The following is a 16472-nucleotide window of genomic DNA, read 5'->3' as shown; positions in this document are numbered from 1 at the left end:
TGCGTCCTCCCCGGTGGAGCGGGTGTCTGGGATGTCGGGGCGCCCGTTCAGGTCGCCGGGCCCAGGCACGGACCGGGCGTGAACGAGATCGGGAGGCTGTTCGGCGAGCGGGTCATGCCCCGGTGGTACCCGATCTCCGCGCCGTCCTGAAGCCTGATGTCGTCCAGGCGGCCGAGCAGCTCCTCCAGGGCGATCCGCAGGTTGAGGCGGGCGAGGTTGGAGCCGGCGCAGCGGTGCGGCCCGACGCCGAAGCTGAGGTGCCGGTTGCGCTCGCGGTCGAGGTCGAACCGGTCGGGGTCGGTGAACTCCTCGCCGTCCCGGTTGGCCGAGGCCCAGTGGATCAGGACCTTGTCGCCCTTCTTGATGCTGCGGCCGCCGAGCTCGGCGTCCTGGACCGCCGTGCGGCCGACGGACACGAACGACGGCTCCAGCCGCAGCAGTTCCTGGATGGCGTCGGGGATGAGCTCCGGCCGCTCGCGCAGCAGCGCGGGGATCTCCGGCTCGGCGCAGAACCGGGCGAACATCAGCCCCAGCGCGCCGGCGGTGGTCTCCAGGCCGCCGAGGATCAGCAGCTGGACGGTGCCGATGATCTCGTCCTCGGTGATCGGGCGGCCCTCGATCTCGGCGTTCAGCACGGCGTCGACCACGTCGCCGCGCGCGGGCTGCGTGCGGCGCTCCCGGACGAACTCCTTGATCCACTCGTACAGGCCGCGCCAGCACTCGGCCGCCTTGGGGTCGTCGGGCACCGAGGACTTGGACGCCAGGTAGGCGACCTTGTCCAGGTCCTCGGGGGGCGCGTTGAGGGCGAGGGTGAAGAACGCCAGGCTGGGCAGGGGCCGGGCGAAGGCGTCCATGAACTCGCAGGCGCCGTCCTCGACGAAGTCGTCGATGAGGCGGGTGACGAGGTCGCGGGTGGGCCGCTCCCACCGCGCCACGGCGGCGGGCGTGAAGAAGGGGTTGATGAGGCGCTTGTAGATGCGCTGCTCGGGCGGGTCGGCCTGGACCGGGAGGTTGCGGACGACGGTCGGCGCCTTGGACACGCCCAGGCCGTGCGCGGAGCTGTACACCTCCCAGTTCTGGGCGACGCTCAGCACGTCCTCGTACTTGGAGACGATCCAGAAGCCGCCGTGCTCCTCGCTGTGCGCGACGGGGCACAGGTCGCGCATGCGGGCCATGGTCGCCGGCATGGTGGCGGCGAGGTCGGGGGACAGATGGTCGAAGTGGCGCGAGCACCAGTCGTCGGGCATGGAAACGGCTTCCGACGTGCTCTTCTCCATCGATGTCCCCCTACGTGATCCGGGCCGTGCGGGCGACCGATCGGGCCTTCGCACTATAACAAGGTGAGTGATTACTTTCTAGAGTGCGCGAGCCCGGCCGCCCCGGTCGCGACCCTGGTGGCGAGCGTCGCCATGGAGGGCGCCCGACCGCCGACCAGGCATTAGTGAGTGAATACTCTTTTATAAGGGCGCGGGCGTCGCTACAGTGAGCCCCACGACGGCGCAGCGTCACGAAGGAGCACCCATGCCGACGCTTTCCCACCCCGGTACGCCGGCACTCCCCTTCCTCGACGGCCGCCCCAAGAAGCTGCTGATCGGCGGCCGGTGGGAGGAGGCGGCGTCCGGCAGGACCTTCCCCAGCGTCAACCCCTCGACCGGCGAGACCGTCGCCGAGCTGGCCGAGGCCGGTTCCGAGGACGCCGACCGCGCCGTCGCGGCCGCCCGGGCCGCGTTCGAGGGCCCCTGGCGGCGGCTCACGCCGCGCGACCGGCAGGCCCTGATGTGGGCGCTCGCGGACGCGGTGCAGGAGCACTACGAGGAGCTGCAGCTCCTGGAGGCGCTCGACATGGGCGCGCCGATCGGCAAGCAACGCTCCGGCCGGACCCCGCCCTGGGAGGCGGAGGTGCTGCGCTACTTCGCCGGCTGGGCCACGAAGATCCACGGTGAGACCCTCCAGAACTCCATCCCGGGCTCGGTGTTCAGCTACACCCTCAAGGAACCGGTCGGCGTCGTCGCCGCGATCGTCCCGTGGAACCGCCCGATCAGCAACGCCATCTGGAAGATGGCGCCGGTGCTCGCCACCGGCTGCACGATGGTCCTCAAGCCGGCCGAGGAGGCCGGGCTGGCCGCCCTGCGCATCGGCGAGCTGCTGACGGAGATCGGCCTGCCCGACGGCGTCGTGAACATCCTGACGGGCTACGGCGAGGCCGGTGCGGCGCTCAGCGGGCACCCCGGCGTCGACAAGGTGGCCTTCACCGGATCCACCGAGGTCGGCCGCCGGATCGTGGAGGCCTCGGCCGGCAACCTCAAGCGGGTCTCGCTCGAACTGGGCGGCAAGTCCCCCGACGTCGTCTTCGCCGACGCCGACCTGTCCCGCGCCATCCCCGGAGCGGCCTGGGGCGTGTTCTCCAACTCCGGCCAGATCTGCTGCGCGGGCACCCGCATCTTCGTCGAGCGCCCCGTCTACGACGAGTTCGTCGAGGGCGTGTCGAAGTTCGCCGACGGCCTCAAGGTGGGCGACAGCCTGGACCGCACGACCAAGATCGGGCCCGTGGTGTCGGCGGAGCAGCTCGAGCGCGTCACCGGCTACCTGGACCTGGGACGCGAGGAGGGCGCCCGCACCACGGCCGGAGGCCGCCGCCTCGAGGACGGCGACCTGGCCAAGGGCTACTTCGTGGCGCCCACCGTCTTCGCCGACGTCCGCGACGACATGCGGGTGGCCCAGGAGGAGATCTTCGGCCCCGTCGCGTGCGTGCTGCCGTTCGACTCCCTGGAGGAGGTCGCCGCCCGGTCGAACGACACCTCCTTCGGGCTCTCGGGCGGCATCTGGACGCGCGACGTCGGCAAGGCGCACCGGCTGGCCCAGGAGCTGCAGACCGGCACGGTCTGGGTCAACACGATGCTGCTCTTCGACCCCGCCGTCCCCTTCGGCGGCTACAAGGCCAGCGGCTACGGCCGGGAGATGGGCCAGCACTCGCTCGACGAGTACCTCAACGTCAAGTCGGTCTGGATCGACACCGCCTGAGCACCGCACCACCCGACCACCCCACCCCTGAACACACACCCCCAGCCCACCCCCGAACTCCCCACCCCCACCCCTGACTCCGAAGGCCCCGACGCGGTCCCGACGGCCGAGGCCGCCTTCCGCCTGCCGACGACCCGTGCCCGCTCGCCCCCGGTCGTGATCGGCGTCCCCTTTCCGAACAACCCCCGCGGCACCACGCGCCCGCGAACTCGACGCAGGGAACGCCGGCGGCGATCCCCCGCCGGAAGGAGAAGCGTTGACGGAACTATGGCAGTTCGCCCTGGTCGGCCTCGCCGGAGGCGGGGCCTACGCCCTGATCGCCCTCGGCATCGTGGCGGTGTACCGCGGCTCGGGAATCCTCAACTTCTCCCAGGGCGCCATCGGCATGATCGGCAGCTACGCCTTCTGGGACCTGTACGAGGGCGGCCGGGGCTCCCTGCCGGTCCTGCCCGCCCTGGCGATCGGCGTCGCCGTGGGCACCGCGCTCGGCATGCTCTTCTATCTGGTCATCGTGCGCTTCCTGCACAACTCCTCGGAGATGGCCAAGGTCGTGGCGACCCTCGGGTTCATGCTCCTGCTGCAGAGCGTGGCGGTGAAGATCTACGGCACCCAGCCCCATCTGCTCAAGCCGCTGTTCGGCTCCGGCAAGATCACGATCTTCGGCGGCATCGTCACCCACGACACGCTGGCGATCCTGCTCATCACACTGGCCCTCGGCATCGGGCTCTCGCTCCTCTTCCGGCGCACCCGTCTCGGCATGAACGCGACCGCGCTGCGCGAGAACCCGCAGGCCGCCGCCGCGATCGGCGTCTCGCCGCACCCGACGGGCATCATCACCTGGGGCATGGGCGGCGCCATGGCGGCGTTCGCCGGCATCCTGCTCATCCCGGTCACCGGGCTGACCCCGGGCGCCCTGACGCTCCTGGTCCTCCCCGCCATGGCGGCCGGCCTGGTCGGGCGGTTCGTCGGCATCTGGCCCACGATCGCCGTCGGCCTGGCGCTGGGCGTCCTGCAGTCCGTGATGCGCGAGTTCGAGATCAACTCCGGGATCATCTCGTCCGTGCCGTTCGCGCTGATCATCATCGCGGTGGTGCTCGGCGGCTCGGCGCTGCCCGGGCGCGGCGAGACGCTGACCCGCCGCCTGCCCCGGGTGGGGACCGGGCGGCTCAGGCCCGCCACGGTGGCGATCTGGGCCGGGGTCGCCGTCGCCGTCTCGGTGCTCCTGTCGCCCACCTGGGCGTCCGCGCTGATCAACACCGCCGTCTTCGGACTGCTGGCGCTCTCGGTCATCGTGGTCACCGGCTACGCCGGGCAGATCAGCGTGGCGTCCGCCGCGCTGGCCGGATTCGGCGCCTTCGTCGCCGCCCGGAGCAGCAGCGACCTGGGCCTGCCCTTCCTCGTCTGCGTGCTTCTTGGAACGCTCTCGGCGATCGTCCTCGGCCTGCTGATCGGCGGGCCCGCGGTGCGGGTGCGCGGGGTCAACCTGGCGATCGTCACCCTCGGCCTCTCGCTGGCGGTGGAGAACCTGATCCTGCTGCAGCCCACGATGACCGGCGGCAGCGACGGCGTGGTCATCTCCAACGCCACCCTGTTCGGGATCGACCTGAACCCGGCCGCCTATCCGGACCGCTTCGCCGTCCTCTGCCTCATCGTCCTGGCCCTCGGCGCGGTGGCGGTGCTCAACCTGCGGCGCGGCGAGTCCGGCAGGCGTTACCTCGCCGTGCGGGCCAACGAGCGGGGCGCCGCCTCGGTCGGCGTCTCGGTCGCCGGCGCCAAGCTCGGGGCCTTCGCGATCTCCGCCGGGCTGGCCGGCCTGGCGGGCGCGGTGTCGGCGTTCCGGTTCAACATCGCCGACTTCTCCAGCTACACCGTCTTCCACTCGATCTCGACGCTGGCCTTCACGGTCGTGGGCGGCGTCGGGTACGTCGCGGGCGCCGTGTTCGCCGCCGTCACCGCGCAGGGCGGCGTCGTCGCCAACTTCGTCAGCAACGACCTGAACCTGTCGTCGATCGACGCCTGGCTCGCCATCGGCTCGGGGCTGCTGGTCCTGGACGTGATGGTCCGCACCCCGGACGGCATCATCCTGCAGTTCGCCGCCATGAGGAGCCACCTCGCCCGCGTCCTGCCGGTGAAGCGGCGGCCGTCCGCGGCGGGCGCGCACGCGAAGGCCGCTCCGGAGGCGGGCACGGAGGCGGGGCCCGAGCCGGAGAGGACGACGGCGCTGCCGCGCGTCTCGGGCGTCACGCCGGGCACGCCCGTCCTCACCGCGAGCGGCATCCGGGTCACCTACGGCAGCACCGTGGCCGTCGACGACGTGTCCCTCGAACTGAAGGCCGGCGAGGTCGTCGGCGTCGTGGGGCCCAACGGCGCGGGCAAGACGACCCTCCTGGACGCGCTGACGGGCTTCTCCCCCTCCGCCAAGGGGACGGTCGAGTTCCGCGGCCGCGACATCGGCGGCCTGCCGGCGCACCTGCGGGCCCGGCTCGGCATGGGCCGGACGTTCCAGAACCTCGAACTGTTCGACGACCTCAGCGTCCGCGAGAACATCCTCACCGCGCTCGACAGCCGCAGCCGGCTGTCCTACGCGCGGGACCTGGTCCTCCCCCGCCGCCACGACCTGAACGAGGCCACCGGGGCGGCGGTGTCCATCCTGGACCTGGAGAAGGACCTCGACACCGTCGTGGCGGACCTCCCGCAGGGCCGCCGCCGGATGGCCGCGATCGCGCGGCTGGTCGCCCAGGAGCCCGCCGCCGTCCTGCTGGACGAGCCCGCCGCCGGGCTCAACGGCTCGGAGCGGCGCACCGCCGGCGAGCTGTTCCGGGCGCTGGCCGACGAGCTCGGCGCCGCGGTCCTGCTCGTGGAGCACAACATCGACGTGGTCGCGGCGACCTGCGACCGGGTGATCGTGCTCGACCACGGCCGGACGATCGCGTCCGGGCCGCCGGCGGACGTGCTGCGGGAACCGGCCGTCCGCGAGGCCTACCTCGGCCGCTGAGCCGATGACGAGGAGAAGGAGCCCGGGATGAGGCGGCGCGTGCCGAAGCGGTGGGACGATCTCACGCCCGAATGGATGACGGCGGCCCTCGCCGCCGAGCATCCGGGGGCCAGGGTCGGGGAGATCTCGGTCGTCGCCCGCGACGACGGCACCAACCGGCGCGCCCGCCTCGGGCTGTCCTACGCGGCCGGGAGCGGACCCGGCACCGTCTTCGTCAAGGCCCACAACGACGCGCACCGGATCGTCCACCTCCGGAACGGGAACCTGTTCGGCGAGGCGCGCCTGTTCGGCTCGGGCGTCACGCTGCCGCTCGAGCACCCCGTGGTGTACCGGGCCGTCGTCGACCGCCCGCACCTCGACTTCCTGATCGTGATGGAGGACCTGAAGGCCCGGGGAGCCGATCCGCGCGACTCGACCCGTCCGATGACCACCGAGCAGGTGGCGAACGGCCTGCGGGGGCTCGCCCGCATGCACGGCGCCTACTGGGGCCTGTCGCGGGCGACCCGTCCCGGCCTCCGCTGGGTGAAGACGTGGAAGCCCACCAAGGGATGGCAGGTCGGCCTCAGGAAGCGGGTCCCGGCCGGCCTGGAGCGGGCCGCGGACCGGCTTCCCCAGGAGGTGGGGCGCCTGGACGCGGACGGGCTCGTGGACCTCTGGGTGCGCTACGTCGAGACCCTCACCGACGGTCCCATGACCCTGCTGCACGGTGACACCCACATCGGCAACACCTACGTCCTGCCCGACGGCGAGGTCGGCTTCCTGGACTGGCAGGTCGTCCGGCGCGGGAACTGGTCGCACGACGTGGGCCACTTCCTGATCGGGGCGCTGCCCGAGGAGGACCGCCGGGACGCGGAGACCGGCCTGGTCGAGGAGTACCGGCGGTCGCTGGAGGCCGCTGGAGCCGCTGGGCCGTCGGCGGAGGAGGCGTGGCTGCGATACCGGGCCTCGGCCGTCTACGGGCTGGTCATCTGGCTGTCGACGCTGGGCTCGGCCGGGTACCAGCGCCCCGAGGTCTCTCTCGCGCTCGTCGAACGGTTCTCGGCCGCATACGCCGAACTCGAGGCCGAGGACGCGCTCGCCCGCCTGCGGAGCGGCGGAGCCTGACCGGCCCCTCCCCTGCCGGGCTCAGTCGACGGCGAACTCCCACTTCTCGCCGCGGACGACGATCCGTCCGGCCGTCGGGCCGGGGAAGTGGGTGCCGATGACGAGGGCGCCGTCGTCCAGCCGCGCGCTGCGGAAGCGGCGGCGGGTGGCCTCCGACCCGGCCCGGTCCGAGTCCGCGGTGCTGCACAGCTGCGGCTCGGCGAACTGGACGGGATGGTGGGCGAGGTCGCCGGTGATGAACGCCCGCTCCCCCTGGCTCTCGATGCGGACGCTGACATGGCCCGGCGTGTGCCCGGGGGTGGGTTCGAGCCGCACCTCGTCGCAGAGCACGTGGTCCATGTCGACCAGGTCGGCCTGCCCGGCCGCGACCACCGGCCGCACGGTGTCGGTGAGATCGACGACGTCGCTGGCGGCCTGCTGCCAGTGCTCCCATTCGCGGCGCGCGAACAGGTAGCGCGCCCGCGGGAAGGTCACCGTCCACGCGCCGTCGACCAGGCGGGTGTTCCAGCCCACGTGGTCGAAGTGCAGATGGGTGCACACGACCGTGTCGATGTCCTCCACCGCGTAGCCCGCGGCCTCCAGCGCCTGCGGGAAGGCGCTCGGCATGCCCGGCATCGCCGCCGTCTCGCGCATGTCGCCGATGCAGGTGTCGACCAGGACGCGGCGCGCGCCGGTGTCGATCACCAGGCCGTGGATCGAGGTCCGCGCGGCGCCGTCGCCGGTCACGAAGTGCGGGACGAGCCACGGATGGTCCCCGGCCGGATCCGGCGGGACGCCGGTCAGCAGGCCGTCGAACGGCACCGCGAACTCGTGCTCGACGACCTTGGTCACCTGGACGTCGCCTATGGTCCACCGCATCGTGCCGCCTCGGCCTCTCGCATCTCAGTGCATCCCGGGTCTCAGGTGAGGGGGCGCCGGGTCGGGGGGCGCCCGGTGGACCCGTCGGCGAAACCGGCGTACCGGCGGGTCAGCCCCCTCGGGTCGACGGTGCCGGTCATGCGCGGCCCCCAGGCGACCATACCGCCGTCGGCCCGGATCGCCTCCCCGGTCACGAACGCGCTGTCGGGCCCGGCGAGGAACAGCACGAGGCCGGCGATGTCCTCGGGACGGCCCAGCCGGGGCCACGGCTGGAACGTCGCCATCCGCTCCAGGATCGAGTCCTCGTCCTTGCCCATCACCAGCGGCGTGTCGACGAGCCCCGGGCAGACCGCGTTGACCCGGATGCCGTGGCCGGCGAGTTCGACGGCGGCGTTGGCGGTGAAGCTGACGACCGCCGCCTTGGCCGCCGAGTAGGCGAGCGGGCCGCCGCCGCCGACCAGACCGGCGACGGAGGCGTTGTTGACGATCGACCCGCCGCCGCCACCGGCGATCATCGCCCGCGCGGCGTGCTTGGTGCCGAGGAAGGCGCCGCGGCCGATCACCGCGAAGGTCCGGTCCCAGTCGGCGGCGTCGATCTCGGTCAGCGGGCCGAACGCGCCGCCCACGCCGGCGTTGTTGAACATGACGTCGAGCCGGCCGAACCCGTCGGCCGCGGCGGCGACCAGCGCCGCCACCTCGCTCTCCTCGCAGACGTCCGCGCGGACGAAGCGCAGCCGCGAGCGGTCGTCGACCTCGTCCAGGAGCCGCTCGGCGTTCCGTTCGTTCAGGTCACCGAAGACCACGCGGGCGCCCGCGTCGAGGAAGCGCAGCACGGTCGCCCGGCCGATCCCGCTGGCGCCGCCCGTCACCACGGCCACCCGGCCGTCCAGTTCACCGGCCACGGTGGTCGACCAGTCCGGGGGTGCGGGGGTGCGGCATGCTGTGCACGGGCGGCGCCGGGTGCTGCACGACGGTGGACGTCACGCGGTGGGCGGCGGCGCCGTACTCGGCCATGAGCGCGTCCTCGGTGGCGTAGTCGAACCGGTCGGTGAAGGAGGGGCTCGTGCCCGCGTCGAAGCCGGGCCGCGCCTCGTACCAGGCGAGGAGCTCCTCCAGCGCCTCGACCGGGTCGACGGCGGGCCGGTAGTCCAGCTCGCGGCGCGCCCGCTCGGTGCTCAGCACGCAGTGGGCCGCCGTCGTGCCCGCCAGCGGGAGCAGCGCGGTCGTGGCCTCGAGCGCGATCTCCCGCGGCACCGCCACCATCTCCAGCTCCGCGCCCATCAGGCGCGCGACCGTCTCGGCCCAGTCGCGCAGCGACCAGTTCACGGGGTCGCCGCAGTTGTAGATCCGCCCGGCGGCGGCGTCCGCGCCGCGGACCGCGGCCAGGACGAACGCCGCGGCGTTGCGGGCGGCGCACCGGGTGTGGATCTGCAGTCCCCCGTCGGGCAGGATCATCCGCCGCCGTCCGTCGCGGACGCGCCGCACCACCGACCATTCGTGCGGACGGGCGTTGTCCGGGCCGTACAGCATGGGGAACCGCAGGATCGTCGCGCCCGGGTGGCGGGCGAACACGGCGGCCTCGGCGTCGGCGAGCCTGCGGGAGAACCGCAGCGCCGGGTCGCCGGAGGACTCGGTGACGACCGGGTGGTCCTCGGTCACCGGCATCGGGAGGGCGGCCTCGCCGCCGCCCGGGAAGTACCCGCGGTAGACCGGCACCCCGCTGATGCCGACGTAGCGGCCGCACCGCCCGGCGAGGGCCGGGGCGAGGTGCCGCACGCGCCCGTACATGGCGACGGCCAGGTCGAACGAGCGCGTCCCGAGGGCCTCGTCGATCGAGTCGCGGAAGTGGGGGTCGCCGTGGAGGTGCTCGACGTCGGCGAGCCCCGGCGGCTCGTGCGTGCCGCGGTGGAAGATCGTGACGTCGTGGCCGTCCTCCAGCAGCCCCCGGACGATGTGCGGGCCCGTCGGCCCGGTTCCTCCGATGACCAGTACCTGCATCGCGTCCCTCCCGCACCGCGTGGGCCGGCCGTGCTGGATCGTGGTGGAGCGTGGTGGTGAGAGCCCGGGGCACGCGGGCGGCGGAAGGAGCGCCCGCGTGCCCGGGGGCGTGTCAGATGCGGTAGAGCTTGGCTGCGGTGTCGCCGAGGACCTTGCGGCGGGTCTCGGGCCGCAGCGCCGACATCCGCTCCTCGACCGCGGTCAGCGGGTCGGGGTACAGGCAGGTGGGGTGCGGGAAGTCGGTCTCGAACATCACGTTGTCCTCGCCGACCTTGTCGATCAGGTACTGCAGGTCGCCGCCGTTCTCCTCGAACCAGAACGTGGCGTACCAGTGGTCCTTGAAGTACTCCGAGGGCTTGCGCGACAGCTCGGCGGCCTGCTCGGGGGCGTTCTCCAGGATCTCGTAGTCGGCGGTCTCCATCATGAACGGCACCCAGCCCATGCCGCTCTCCACCGACACCATCTTCAGCTTCGGGTGCCGGTCGAAGATCCCGGCGTAGATGCTGTTGATCACGACCCGGGCGTTGTTGAGGAACAGCATGCCGCCGCCGACGGCGGGCTTGAGGTTCTGGTGCAGCGACGGCCAGAAGTACTTGCCGTAGAAGTTCAGCGAGGTCAGGCTCGCCCCGATGTGGAAGTGCACCGGCAGCTGCAGGTCGGCGCACGCCGCCCAGAACGGGTCCCACTCGCGGCTGGCCAGGTCGGGGGCGCCGGTCTCCTGCGGGTCGGAGGTCATGTTCACCCCGCGGAAGCCCGCGGCGGCGGCGCGCTGGGCCTCCCGCACGCACTCGTCGACGCTCCAGGCGGGCATGATCGCCATGGGCAGGAAGCGGTGGCCCGACCAGTCCTGCAGCTCGCCCAGGTAGTCGTTGAAGATCTCCACCGTCAGCCGGCGCAGCACCGGGTCCTGGACGTTGTTGGAGATGCCCTGGCCGCCGATGCCGATGGCGTTGGGATAGAGGACCTGGGCGTGGAAGCCGTTCTGGTCCATGTACTCCAGCCGCGCCTCGTGGTCCCAGGCGGCCCGGTGCACCCAGTCGATGCCGTTGTGCTTGCTCTCCTCGAACGGGAACTTCTCCCCGTTGAGGCTGACCACACCGCCGCCGCGGGCCGGGCCCAGCCGCCCGTCCTTCTCCACGATCCACCAGGGGGCGCCGTCGATCTCCACCACGCGGGGGACGCGGTCCTCGTATCCCTTGGGAGCGCGCGTGGTGAACAGATCATGTCGTTCGGTGAGATGCGTGTCGGCGTCGATGACGCGCACCTCGTCAGCCAGCTTCACCATCTGCCCTCGTCTCCCCGCGCCACGCGACCGCCGGGGTCGCAGGCGAGGCTTTCATCGCATTCATCGCACTTCGAACCAGCTCGCGGTCCGAATCTATGGGGCGGCACAATCAAAAGCAAGCATTCACTCTCTACGGGCGGACGGCCGGCGCCGCCGGCGGCCGGCCGTCACCCGGTCACGCGGCGTCGTCGAGACCGCCGAGGTAGATGCGCTCGATCTCGTCCTCGCGCTCGGCCAGCTCCGCGCCGGGCATCTCCGCGCGGATCAGCCCCTCGTTCATGATGAGGACCCGGTCCGCCACGCTCGCCGCGTAGTGGATGCCCTGCTCGACGAGCAGGACCCCCACCCGGGTGGTCTCCGCCACGTGGCGCAACCGCGCCAGGAGGCGCTCGCACACCGTGGGGGCCAGGCCGAACGACAGCTCGTCGATCAGCATGACCGCCGGATGGCGGCACACCGTGCGCGCCAGCGCCAGCATCTGCTGCTCGCCGCCGCTCAGCACGCCCGCGCGCAGCGCCAGCTTCGGCCGCAGCTCGGGGAACAGCTCCAGCGCCTCGTCCCGGTCCGCGCCGGCCAGCTCCAGGTTGTTCGCGACCGTCAGGGACGGGAAGACGCTGCGCCCCTCCAGGACGATCCCGACCTGGCCGCGGCTGCGCTTGTAGGCCGGGCCGCGCAGCCGCACGTCGTCGACCTTCACCTCGCCCTCGCAGCGCCCCAGGAACCCGGCGATCGCCATCAGGGTGGTCGTCTTGCCGGCCCCGTTGCGCCCGAGCAGCCCGACGATCTCGCCGTGGCCGACCGAGAGCGTCACATCGTGGATGACCGCCATGGCGCCGTACCCCGCGGTCAGCCCGCGGACCTCCAGCGCCCTGACCTCGGTGGTCTCCGTCATCGTCCGTCCCTTCAGGTGGCCGCGAAGCCGGGCGCCCCGGGGCGGGAGCCGCCCGGCACGCCGTTCTCGGCCGCCGCGAGCGCGGCGTCGAATCCCCGGTGCAGGTGCTGCGGAGCAGGCTCGTTGCGCCCGAACACGACCGTGTCGAGCAGGCCCGTCCGGACGCCGGGCTCGGTCCGGCCGGCGACCCAGAAGTCCTCCCCGTCGACCACCGTCTCGCAGATCCACGGCGCCATGTCCACGACCTTCGCGCGCTCCTCCTCGCTCAGGTCGGGCCGGAGGTAGGCGGTGTGCACGACCTCGGAGCCGGCCTCGTCGACCGGGAGGATCTGCCAGAGCTCGATGTGCCTGCTGTCGAAGGTCAGGCTGGTGTTGGGGAAGAGCGCGTACTGGTAGCTGAAGTGCTGCGCGACGTCACCCCACCGCTCCTCGGGGATCTCCTTCAGCTCGTCGATGGAGCGCAGCGCCGAGCAGTTGCGCAGGTGCGGCCCGAAGGCGTCGAAGGTCAGCACGCCGCCGTAGGCGTAGGAGGCCAGCGTCCGCCGGTGCAGGTAGTTGAAGTGGTAGTTCTCGCGGAAGGTGTCGAGGGTGACCTTCCAGTTGGCGTTGACGCGGTGGACGTGCGGCTCGCCGTGGGGCGCCCAGTCCTCGAAACCGAACATGGCGAGCTCGTCGGTGAGGCCCGGCCCCAGGTAGTCGTCGACGTCCAGCTCCGGGCCGGGGCGGAGGCGGCCGATGATCAGGCCGTACCCCTCGGCGACCGGCAGCTCGACCAGCCCCTTGTCCTCCAGGCACATCCCCTCGAACGCCTCGGGGACGGGCACGCGGACGAGGCGACCGTCCAGCTCGTAGGTCCAGGCGTGGAACGGGCAGGTCAGCCTCTTGGCCTTGCCCGCCCCGTCGGCGACGCGCACTCCCCGGTGGCGGCACGCGTTCGCCAGGGCGTGGACCTTGCCCGCCGCGTCCCGGGTGAGCAGGATCGGCGTCCCGCACAGGTCGACCGTGTGATAGGTCTCCGGCCCCGGCAGCGCGCCCGACAGGCACAGCACCAGGGGCTGGTCGCGGAACAGGACCTCGACCTCCCTGTCGTGGCGCGCCCGCGAGTAGACGTCGGCGGGCAGCTCCATCAGGTCGTCGGCGAGGTCGGTGGTGCGGTTCTCGATGTGGTCCAGCAGCCGCCGCGCGAGGCTGCGTTCCAGGGCTTCCCTGTCCACGGTCATCCTCCTGATCGGCCGGTGGGGCGTCGGGGGCTAGGGGTTCTTGAGGGTGAACGGCTTGGGGTCGGTGGAGACCAGCCTGCCATCCCGGATCTCGCCCTTGCTCGCCGAGATGTTCTTGACGCGCGGCATCCCCGGGACGGGCGAGGCGGTGAAGTCGATGGGGGCGGTCACGCCGCCGGTGTCGAAGGCGGTCTGCTTGTCCAGCCAGGACTTGATCTTCGCCGCGTCCGGGCCCCCGGCGGCCGGGATGACCTTGGCCAGCAGCTTGACCCCGAGCCAGGCGTTGACCGCGCTGTCGGCGATGGTGTTGTCGATGCCGCCGACCTGGCGCCCGTACTTGGCGACGTCGGCCCCGAACCCGTCGAAGGCGGTCTGGCCGAAGGCCATGACGGTGGTGTTGGGCTGCTTGAGCTCGGTCACCGTCTTGAGCACCTGCGGCGTCATCTCGATGCTCGGGATGACCCAGTGCAGCCGGTTCAGGCCGATCTGGTTGCAGGTCTGGATCAGGGAGGGGATCTGCGCCGGGTTGACGGCGATCACGGCGGTGTCGGCGCCGCTCTGCTGGACCTTCAGGCAGGTGGGCTGGAAGTCGGTGGCGGTCGGCGCCACCGTCAGCGGCGTGATCGGGATCGTCGGCGGGAAGTACTTGGCGGAGGTCTTCTGCCCCTCCTGGGCGACGACGGTGTCGGCGGAGATGTAGGCGACGCGCTTGGTCGCGGGCGACAGCATCTGCGGGACGATCTTGTACTGCGCCAGGACGGGCTGCAGGACGTAGACGCGGTCGCTCTTGAGCGAGTCGAGGCTGGCGCCCTGGCTGGACCACGAGATCGTCTTGGCGACCTTGAGCGTCGGGATGAGGCCGGGCTCCATGGTGCCGTCGTTGCCGACCATCATGAGGACCTTCTCCTGCACCAGGAGCTTCTGGGCGCAGAGGGCCGCGCCCTGCGGGGTGCCGTGGTCGTCGCAGAAGCGGATCTCCACCTTGCGCCCCATGATCCCGCCCGCGTCGTTGATCGCCGCGGCCGCGATCTTGGCGGCCTGCGGCACCCACGGGTGCGAGATGGCGTTCGTCTGCACCCCCGCCATGATGCCCAGTTTGATCGGCCCGTTGCCGCTGGAGCTGTCCGCCGAGGCGCCGCATCCGCTGGCGACGACCAGCGACGCGGCGGCGAGCCCGACCATGAACCGGTTGCGGTTGCGCATGTCACTCCATCACAGAAGGTGATCGGGATCACATTCGATCCTGGTCGGAGCTTAGATCAGTAATCACTCACTCCGCAAGAATCAATCATGCGAGCCCACCTCGTCTCCGGCGGCCGACCCGCCGCCGTTCGGTGTGTTCCACCGGTCGGCACGCCGCGCTATCGGAAGCATTGACGCCATGAGGGCCGCGACTTCCCAGCTCACCCCTCCTTCCCGCATCCCCCCGGCCAGGCGGTCCCGCGGACCCGGCGCACACCTCGTGGGACCGCTCCGCGCCCACCCGTCCCGAACCAAGAGAGTGAAGACTTGCTCAGTTACCCTCGGCGACCATATTCTCATGCCGAAGCCAGGCCGGCACGGGTCACGGGAGCCGGACGGCCGGAGGAAAGGGACGCGCGTGAAGCGGATTTCGCACTGGATCGGCGGCAAGGTCGTCCCGGGCGCCTCGGGGCGCTCCGGCCCTGTGTGGGACCCCGCCACCGGCGAGCGGCAGGCCGAGGTCGACCTCGCCTCGGCCGCGGAGGTCGACCGCGCGGTCGCGGTCGCCGCGGACGCGTTCCCCGCCTGGCGCGCGACCAGCCTGTCGCGGCGGGCCGAGATCATGTTCCGGGCCCGCGAGATCATCTCCGCGCACGGCGAGGAGATCGCCGCCCTGGTGTCCGCCGAGCACGGGAAGGTGCCCTCGGACGCGCTCGGCGAGGTGTCCCGCGGCCTGGAGAACGTGGAGTACGCGTCCGGGATCCCGAACCTGCTGAAGGGCGGCTACAGCGAGCAGGCCGCCACCGGCCTCGACGTGCACAGCGTCCGCCAGCCGCTCGGCGTGGTGGCCGGCGTCACGCCGTTCAACTTCCCGGCGATGGTCCCGATGTGGATGCTCGCCAACGCCCTCGCGTGCGGCAACACCTTCGTCCTCAAGCCGAGCGAGCGGGATCCCTCCGCGTCCATGTTCCTGGCGGAGCTGCTGAAGCGCGCCGGCCTGCCGGACGGCTGCTTCAACGTGCTGCACGGCGACCGGACCGCCGTCGAGCGGATCCTGGAGCACCCCGGCGTCGCGGCCGTCAGCTTCGTCGGCTCCACGCCGGTCGCCCGGCACGTCTACGAGGCCGGGACGCGCAACGGCAAGCGCGTCCAGGCGCTCGGCGGGGCCAAGAACCACATGCTCGTGCTGCCCGACGCCGATCTCGACCTGGCCGCCGACGCGGCGGTGAGCGCCGCGTACGGCTCGGCCGGCGAGCGCTGCATGGCGATCAGCGTGGTGCTCGCGATGGACGCCGTGGCCGACGACCTCGTCGCGAGGATCCGGGACCGCATCCCGGGCATCGCGGTGGGCGCGGCGGGCGAGCCCGGCAGCGAGATGGGACCGCTCATCACCGCCGAGCACCGCGACCGGGTGGCGGGGTACCTCGCGGGGGCCGCCGACGAGGGGGCCACCCTGGTCGTCGACGGCCGCGAGGACGTCCCCTCCGCCGGCTTCTTCCTCAAGCCGAGCCTCATCGACCACGTCAAGCCCGGCATGCGGTGCTACGACGAGGAGATCTTCGGGCCCGTGCTCACCGTCGTCCGGATCGGCGACTACACCGAGGGGCTGCGGCTCATCGACGACAACCCGTACGGCAACGGCGCGGCGATCTTCACCCGCGACGGCGGCGCGGCCCGGCGGTTCGAGTTCGACGTGCAGGCCGGCATGGTCGGGGTCAACGTGCCGATCCCCACCCCGGTCAGCTACTACAGCTTCGGCGGGTGGAAGGCCAGCCTGTTCGGCGACCAGCACATCTACGGTCCCGAGGGCGTCAACTTCTACACCAGGACGAAGGTCGTCACGAGCCGCTGGCCCGACCCCGCCACCTCGTCGGTCGACCTCGGCTTCCCGCGCACCCGCTGACCGGCACGGGCGGC

At 72.0% G+C, this 16472-nt stretch carries 12 protein-coding genes; 4 read left to right on the top strand and 8 right to left on the bottom strand.

Annotated features, from left to right (window positions below; genetic code table 11):
• Nucleotides 1–47: 47 nt before the first annotated feature.
• The gene (locus ACFPZN_RS42045; protein WP_378288192.1) at nt 48–1277 is read right to left on the bottom strand and encodes a cytochrome P450; all 1230 of its coding nucleotides are present in this window, start codon (nt 1275–1277) and stop codon (nt 48–50) included.
• A 244-nt stretch (nt 1278–1521) separates the two neighbouring features.
• Here ACFPZN_RS42045 and ACFPZN_RS42040 point away from each other — a divergent pair, with 244 nt between their 5' ends.
• The 3 genes from ACFPZN_RS42040 (at nt 1522) to ACFPZN_RS42030 (ending at nt 7120) form a co-directional block, all read left to right on the top strand.
• Nucleotides 1522–3021: an aldehyde dehydrogenase family protein gene (locus ACFPZN_RS42040; protein WP_378288191.1), complete on the top strand. Its 1500-nt coding sequence runs from the start codon at nt 1522–1524 to the stop codon at nt 3019–3021.
• 256 nt (nt 3022–3277) lie between these two features.
• The gene (locus ACFPZN_RS42035; RefSeq protein ID WP_378288190.1) at nt 3278–6016 is read left to right on the top strand and encodes an ABC transporter permease subunit; all 2739 of its coding nucleotides are present in this window, start codon (nt 3278–3280) and stop codon (nt 6014–6016) included.
• 27 nt (nt 6017–6043) lie between these two features.
• Complete coding sequence (locus ACFPZN_RS42030; protein WP_378288189.1) at nt 6044–7120, top strand: phosphotransferase; 1077 nt, start codon at nt 6044–6046, stop codon at nt 7118–7120.
• Between the two features lie 21 nt (nt 7121–7141).
• On the opposite strand, the gene ACFPZN_RS42025 is transcribed toward ACFPZN_RS42030, so the two are convergent.
• The 7 genes from ACFPZN_RS42025 to ACFPZN_RS41995 form a co-directional block, all read right to left on the bottom strand.
• Nucleotides 7142–7978: an MBL fold metallo-hydrolase gene (locus ACFPZN_RS42025; protein ID WP_378288188.1), complete on the bottom strand. Its 837-nt coding sequence runs from the start codon at nt 7976–7978 to the stop codon at nt 7142–7144.
• Between the two features lie 41 nt (nt 7979–8019).
• Complete coding sequence (locus ACFPZN_RS42020) at nt 8020–8880, bottom strand: SDR family NAD(P)-dependent oxidoreductase (RefSeq protein ID WP_378288187.1); 861 nt, start codon at nt 8878–8880, stop codon at nt 8020–8022.
• Nucleotides 8870–9976: an NAD-dependent epimerase/dehydratase family protein gene (locus tag ACFPZN_RS42015; protein WP_378288186.1), complete on the bottom strand. Its 1107-nt coding sequence runs from the start codon at nt 9974–9976 to the stop codon at nt 8870–8872. Before ACFPZN_RS42015 ends, ACFPZN_RS42020 begins: the two co-directional genes overlap by 11 nt.
• Nucleotides 9977–10088: 112 nt before the next feature.
• Nucleotides 10089–11261, bottom strand: a complete 1173-nt coding sequence (locus tag ACFPZN_RS42010) for an amidohydrolase family protein (protein WP_378288185.1) — start codon at nt 11259–11261, stop codon at nt 10089–10091.
• A 175-nt stretch (nt 11262–11436) separates the two neighbouring features.
• Complete coding sequence (locus ACFPZN_RS42005; protein WP_378288184.1) at nt 11437–12153, bottom strand: ABC transporter ATP-binding protein; 717 nt, start codon at nt 12151–12153, stop codon at nt 11437–11439.
• A gap of 11 nt (nt 12154–12164) precedes the next feature.
• Nucleotides 12165–13367 (bottom strand): aromatic ring-hydroxylating oxygenase subunit alpha, encoded by a 1203-nt coding sequence (locus ACFPZN_RS42000; RefSeq protein WP_378288183.1) that lies wholly within the window; start codon nt 13365–13367, stop codon nt 12165–12167.
• Nucleotides 13368–13403: 36 nt separating this feature from the next.
• Nucleotides 13404–14576 (bottom strand): ABC transporter substrate-binding protein, encoded by a 1173-nt coding sequence (locus ACFPZN_RS41995; protein ID WP_378288182.1) that lies wholly within the window; start codon nt 14574–14576, stop codon nt 13404–13406.
• Nucleotides 14577–14913: 337 nt separating this feature from the next.
• On the opposite strand from ACFPZN_RS41995, the gene ACFPZN_RS41990 reads away from it, so the two are divergent.
• Nucleotides 14914–16458, top strand: a complete 1545-nt coding sequence (locus ACFPZN_RS41990) for a CoA-acylating methylmalonate-semialdehyde dehydrogenase (RefSeq protein ID WP_378288181.1) — start codon at nt 14914–14916, stop codon at nt 16456–16458.
• The last annotated feature ends 14 nt before the right edge of the window (nt 16459–16472 follow it).

The sequence above is a fragment of the Actinomadura rugatobispora genome, assembly GCF_042656285.1.
In the GTDB taxonomy this organism is placed as follows: domain Bacteria; phylum Actinomycetota; class Actinomycetes; order Streptosporangiales; family Streptosporangiaceae; genus Spirillospora; species Spirillospora rugatobispora.
The sequence above is the reverse complement of the archived record's forward strand: the minus strand, read 5'-3'. Positions and strand labels throughout refer to the sequence as shown.

Coding starts and splice junctions, on each gene's coding strand:
- ACFPZN_RS42045 (WP_378288192.1), bottom strand. CDS start 1,277: ATGGAGAAGAGCACGTCGGAAGCCGTTTCCATGCCCGACGACTGGTGC.
- ACFPZN_RS42040 (WP_378288191.1), top strand. CDS start 1,522: ATGCCGACGCTTTCCCACCCCGGTACGCCGGCACTCCCCTTCCTCGAC.
- ACFPZN_RS42030 (WP_378288189.1), top strand. CDS start 6,044: ATGAGGCGGCGCGTGCCGAAGCGGTGGGACGATCTCACGCCCGAATGG.
- ACFPZN_RS42025 (WP_378288188.1), bottom strand. CDS start 7,978: ATGCGGTGGACCATAGGCGACGTCCAGGTGACCAAGGTCGTCGAGCAC.
- ACFPZN_RS42015 (WP_378288186.1), bottom strand. CDS start 9,976: ATGCAGGTACTGGTCATCGGAGGAACCGGGCCGACGGGCCCGCACATC.
- ACFPZN_RS42010 (WP_378288185.1), bottom strand. CDS start 11,261: ATGGTGAAGCTGGCTGACGAGGTGCGCGTCATCGACGCCGACACGCAT.
- ACFPZN_RS42005 (WP_378288184.1), bottom strand. CDS start 12,153: ATGACGGAGACCACCGAGGTCAGGGCGCTGGAGGTCCGCGGGCTGACC.
- ACFPZN_RS41995 (WP_378288182.1), bottom strand. CDS start 14,576: ATGCGCAACCGCAACCGGTTCATGGTCGGGCTCGCCGCCGCGTCGCTG.
- ACFPZN_RS41990 (WP_378288181.1), top strand. CDS start 14,914: ATGCCGAAGCCAGGCCGGCACGGGTCACGGGAGCCGGACGGCCGGAGG.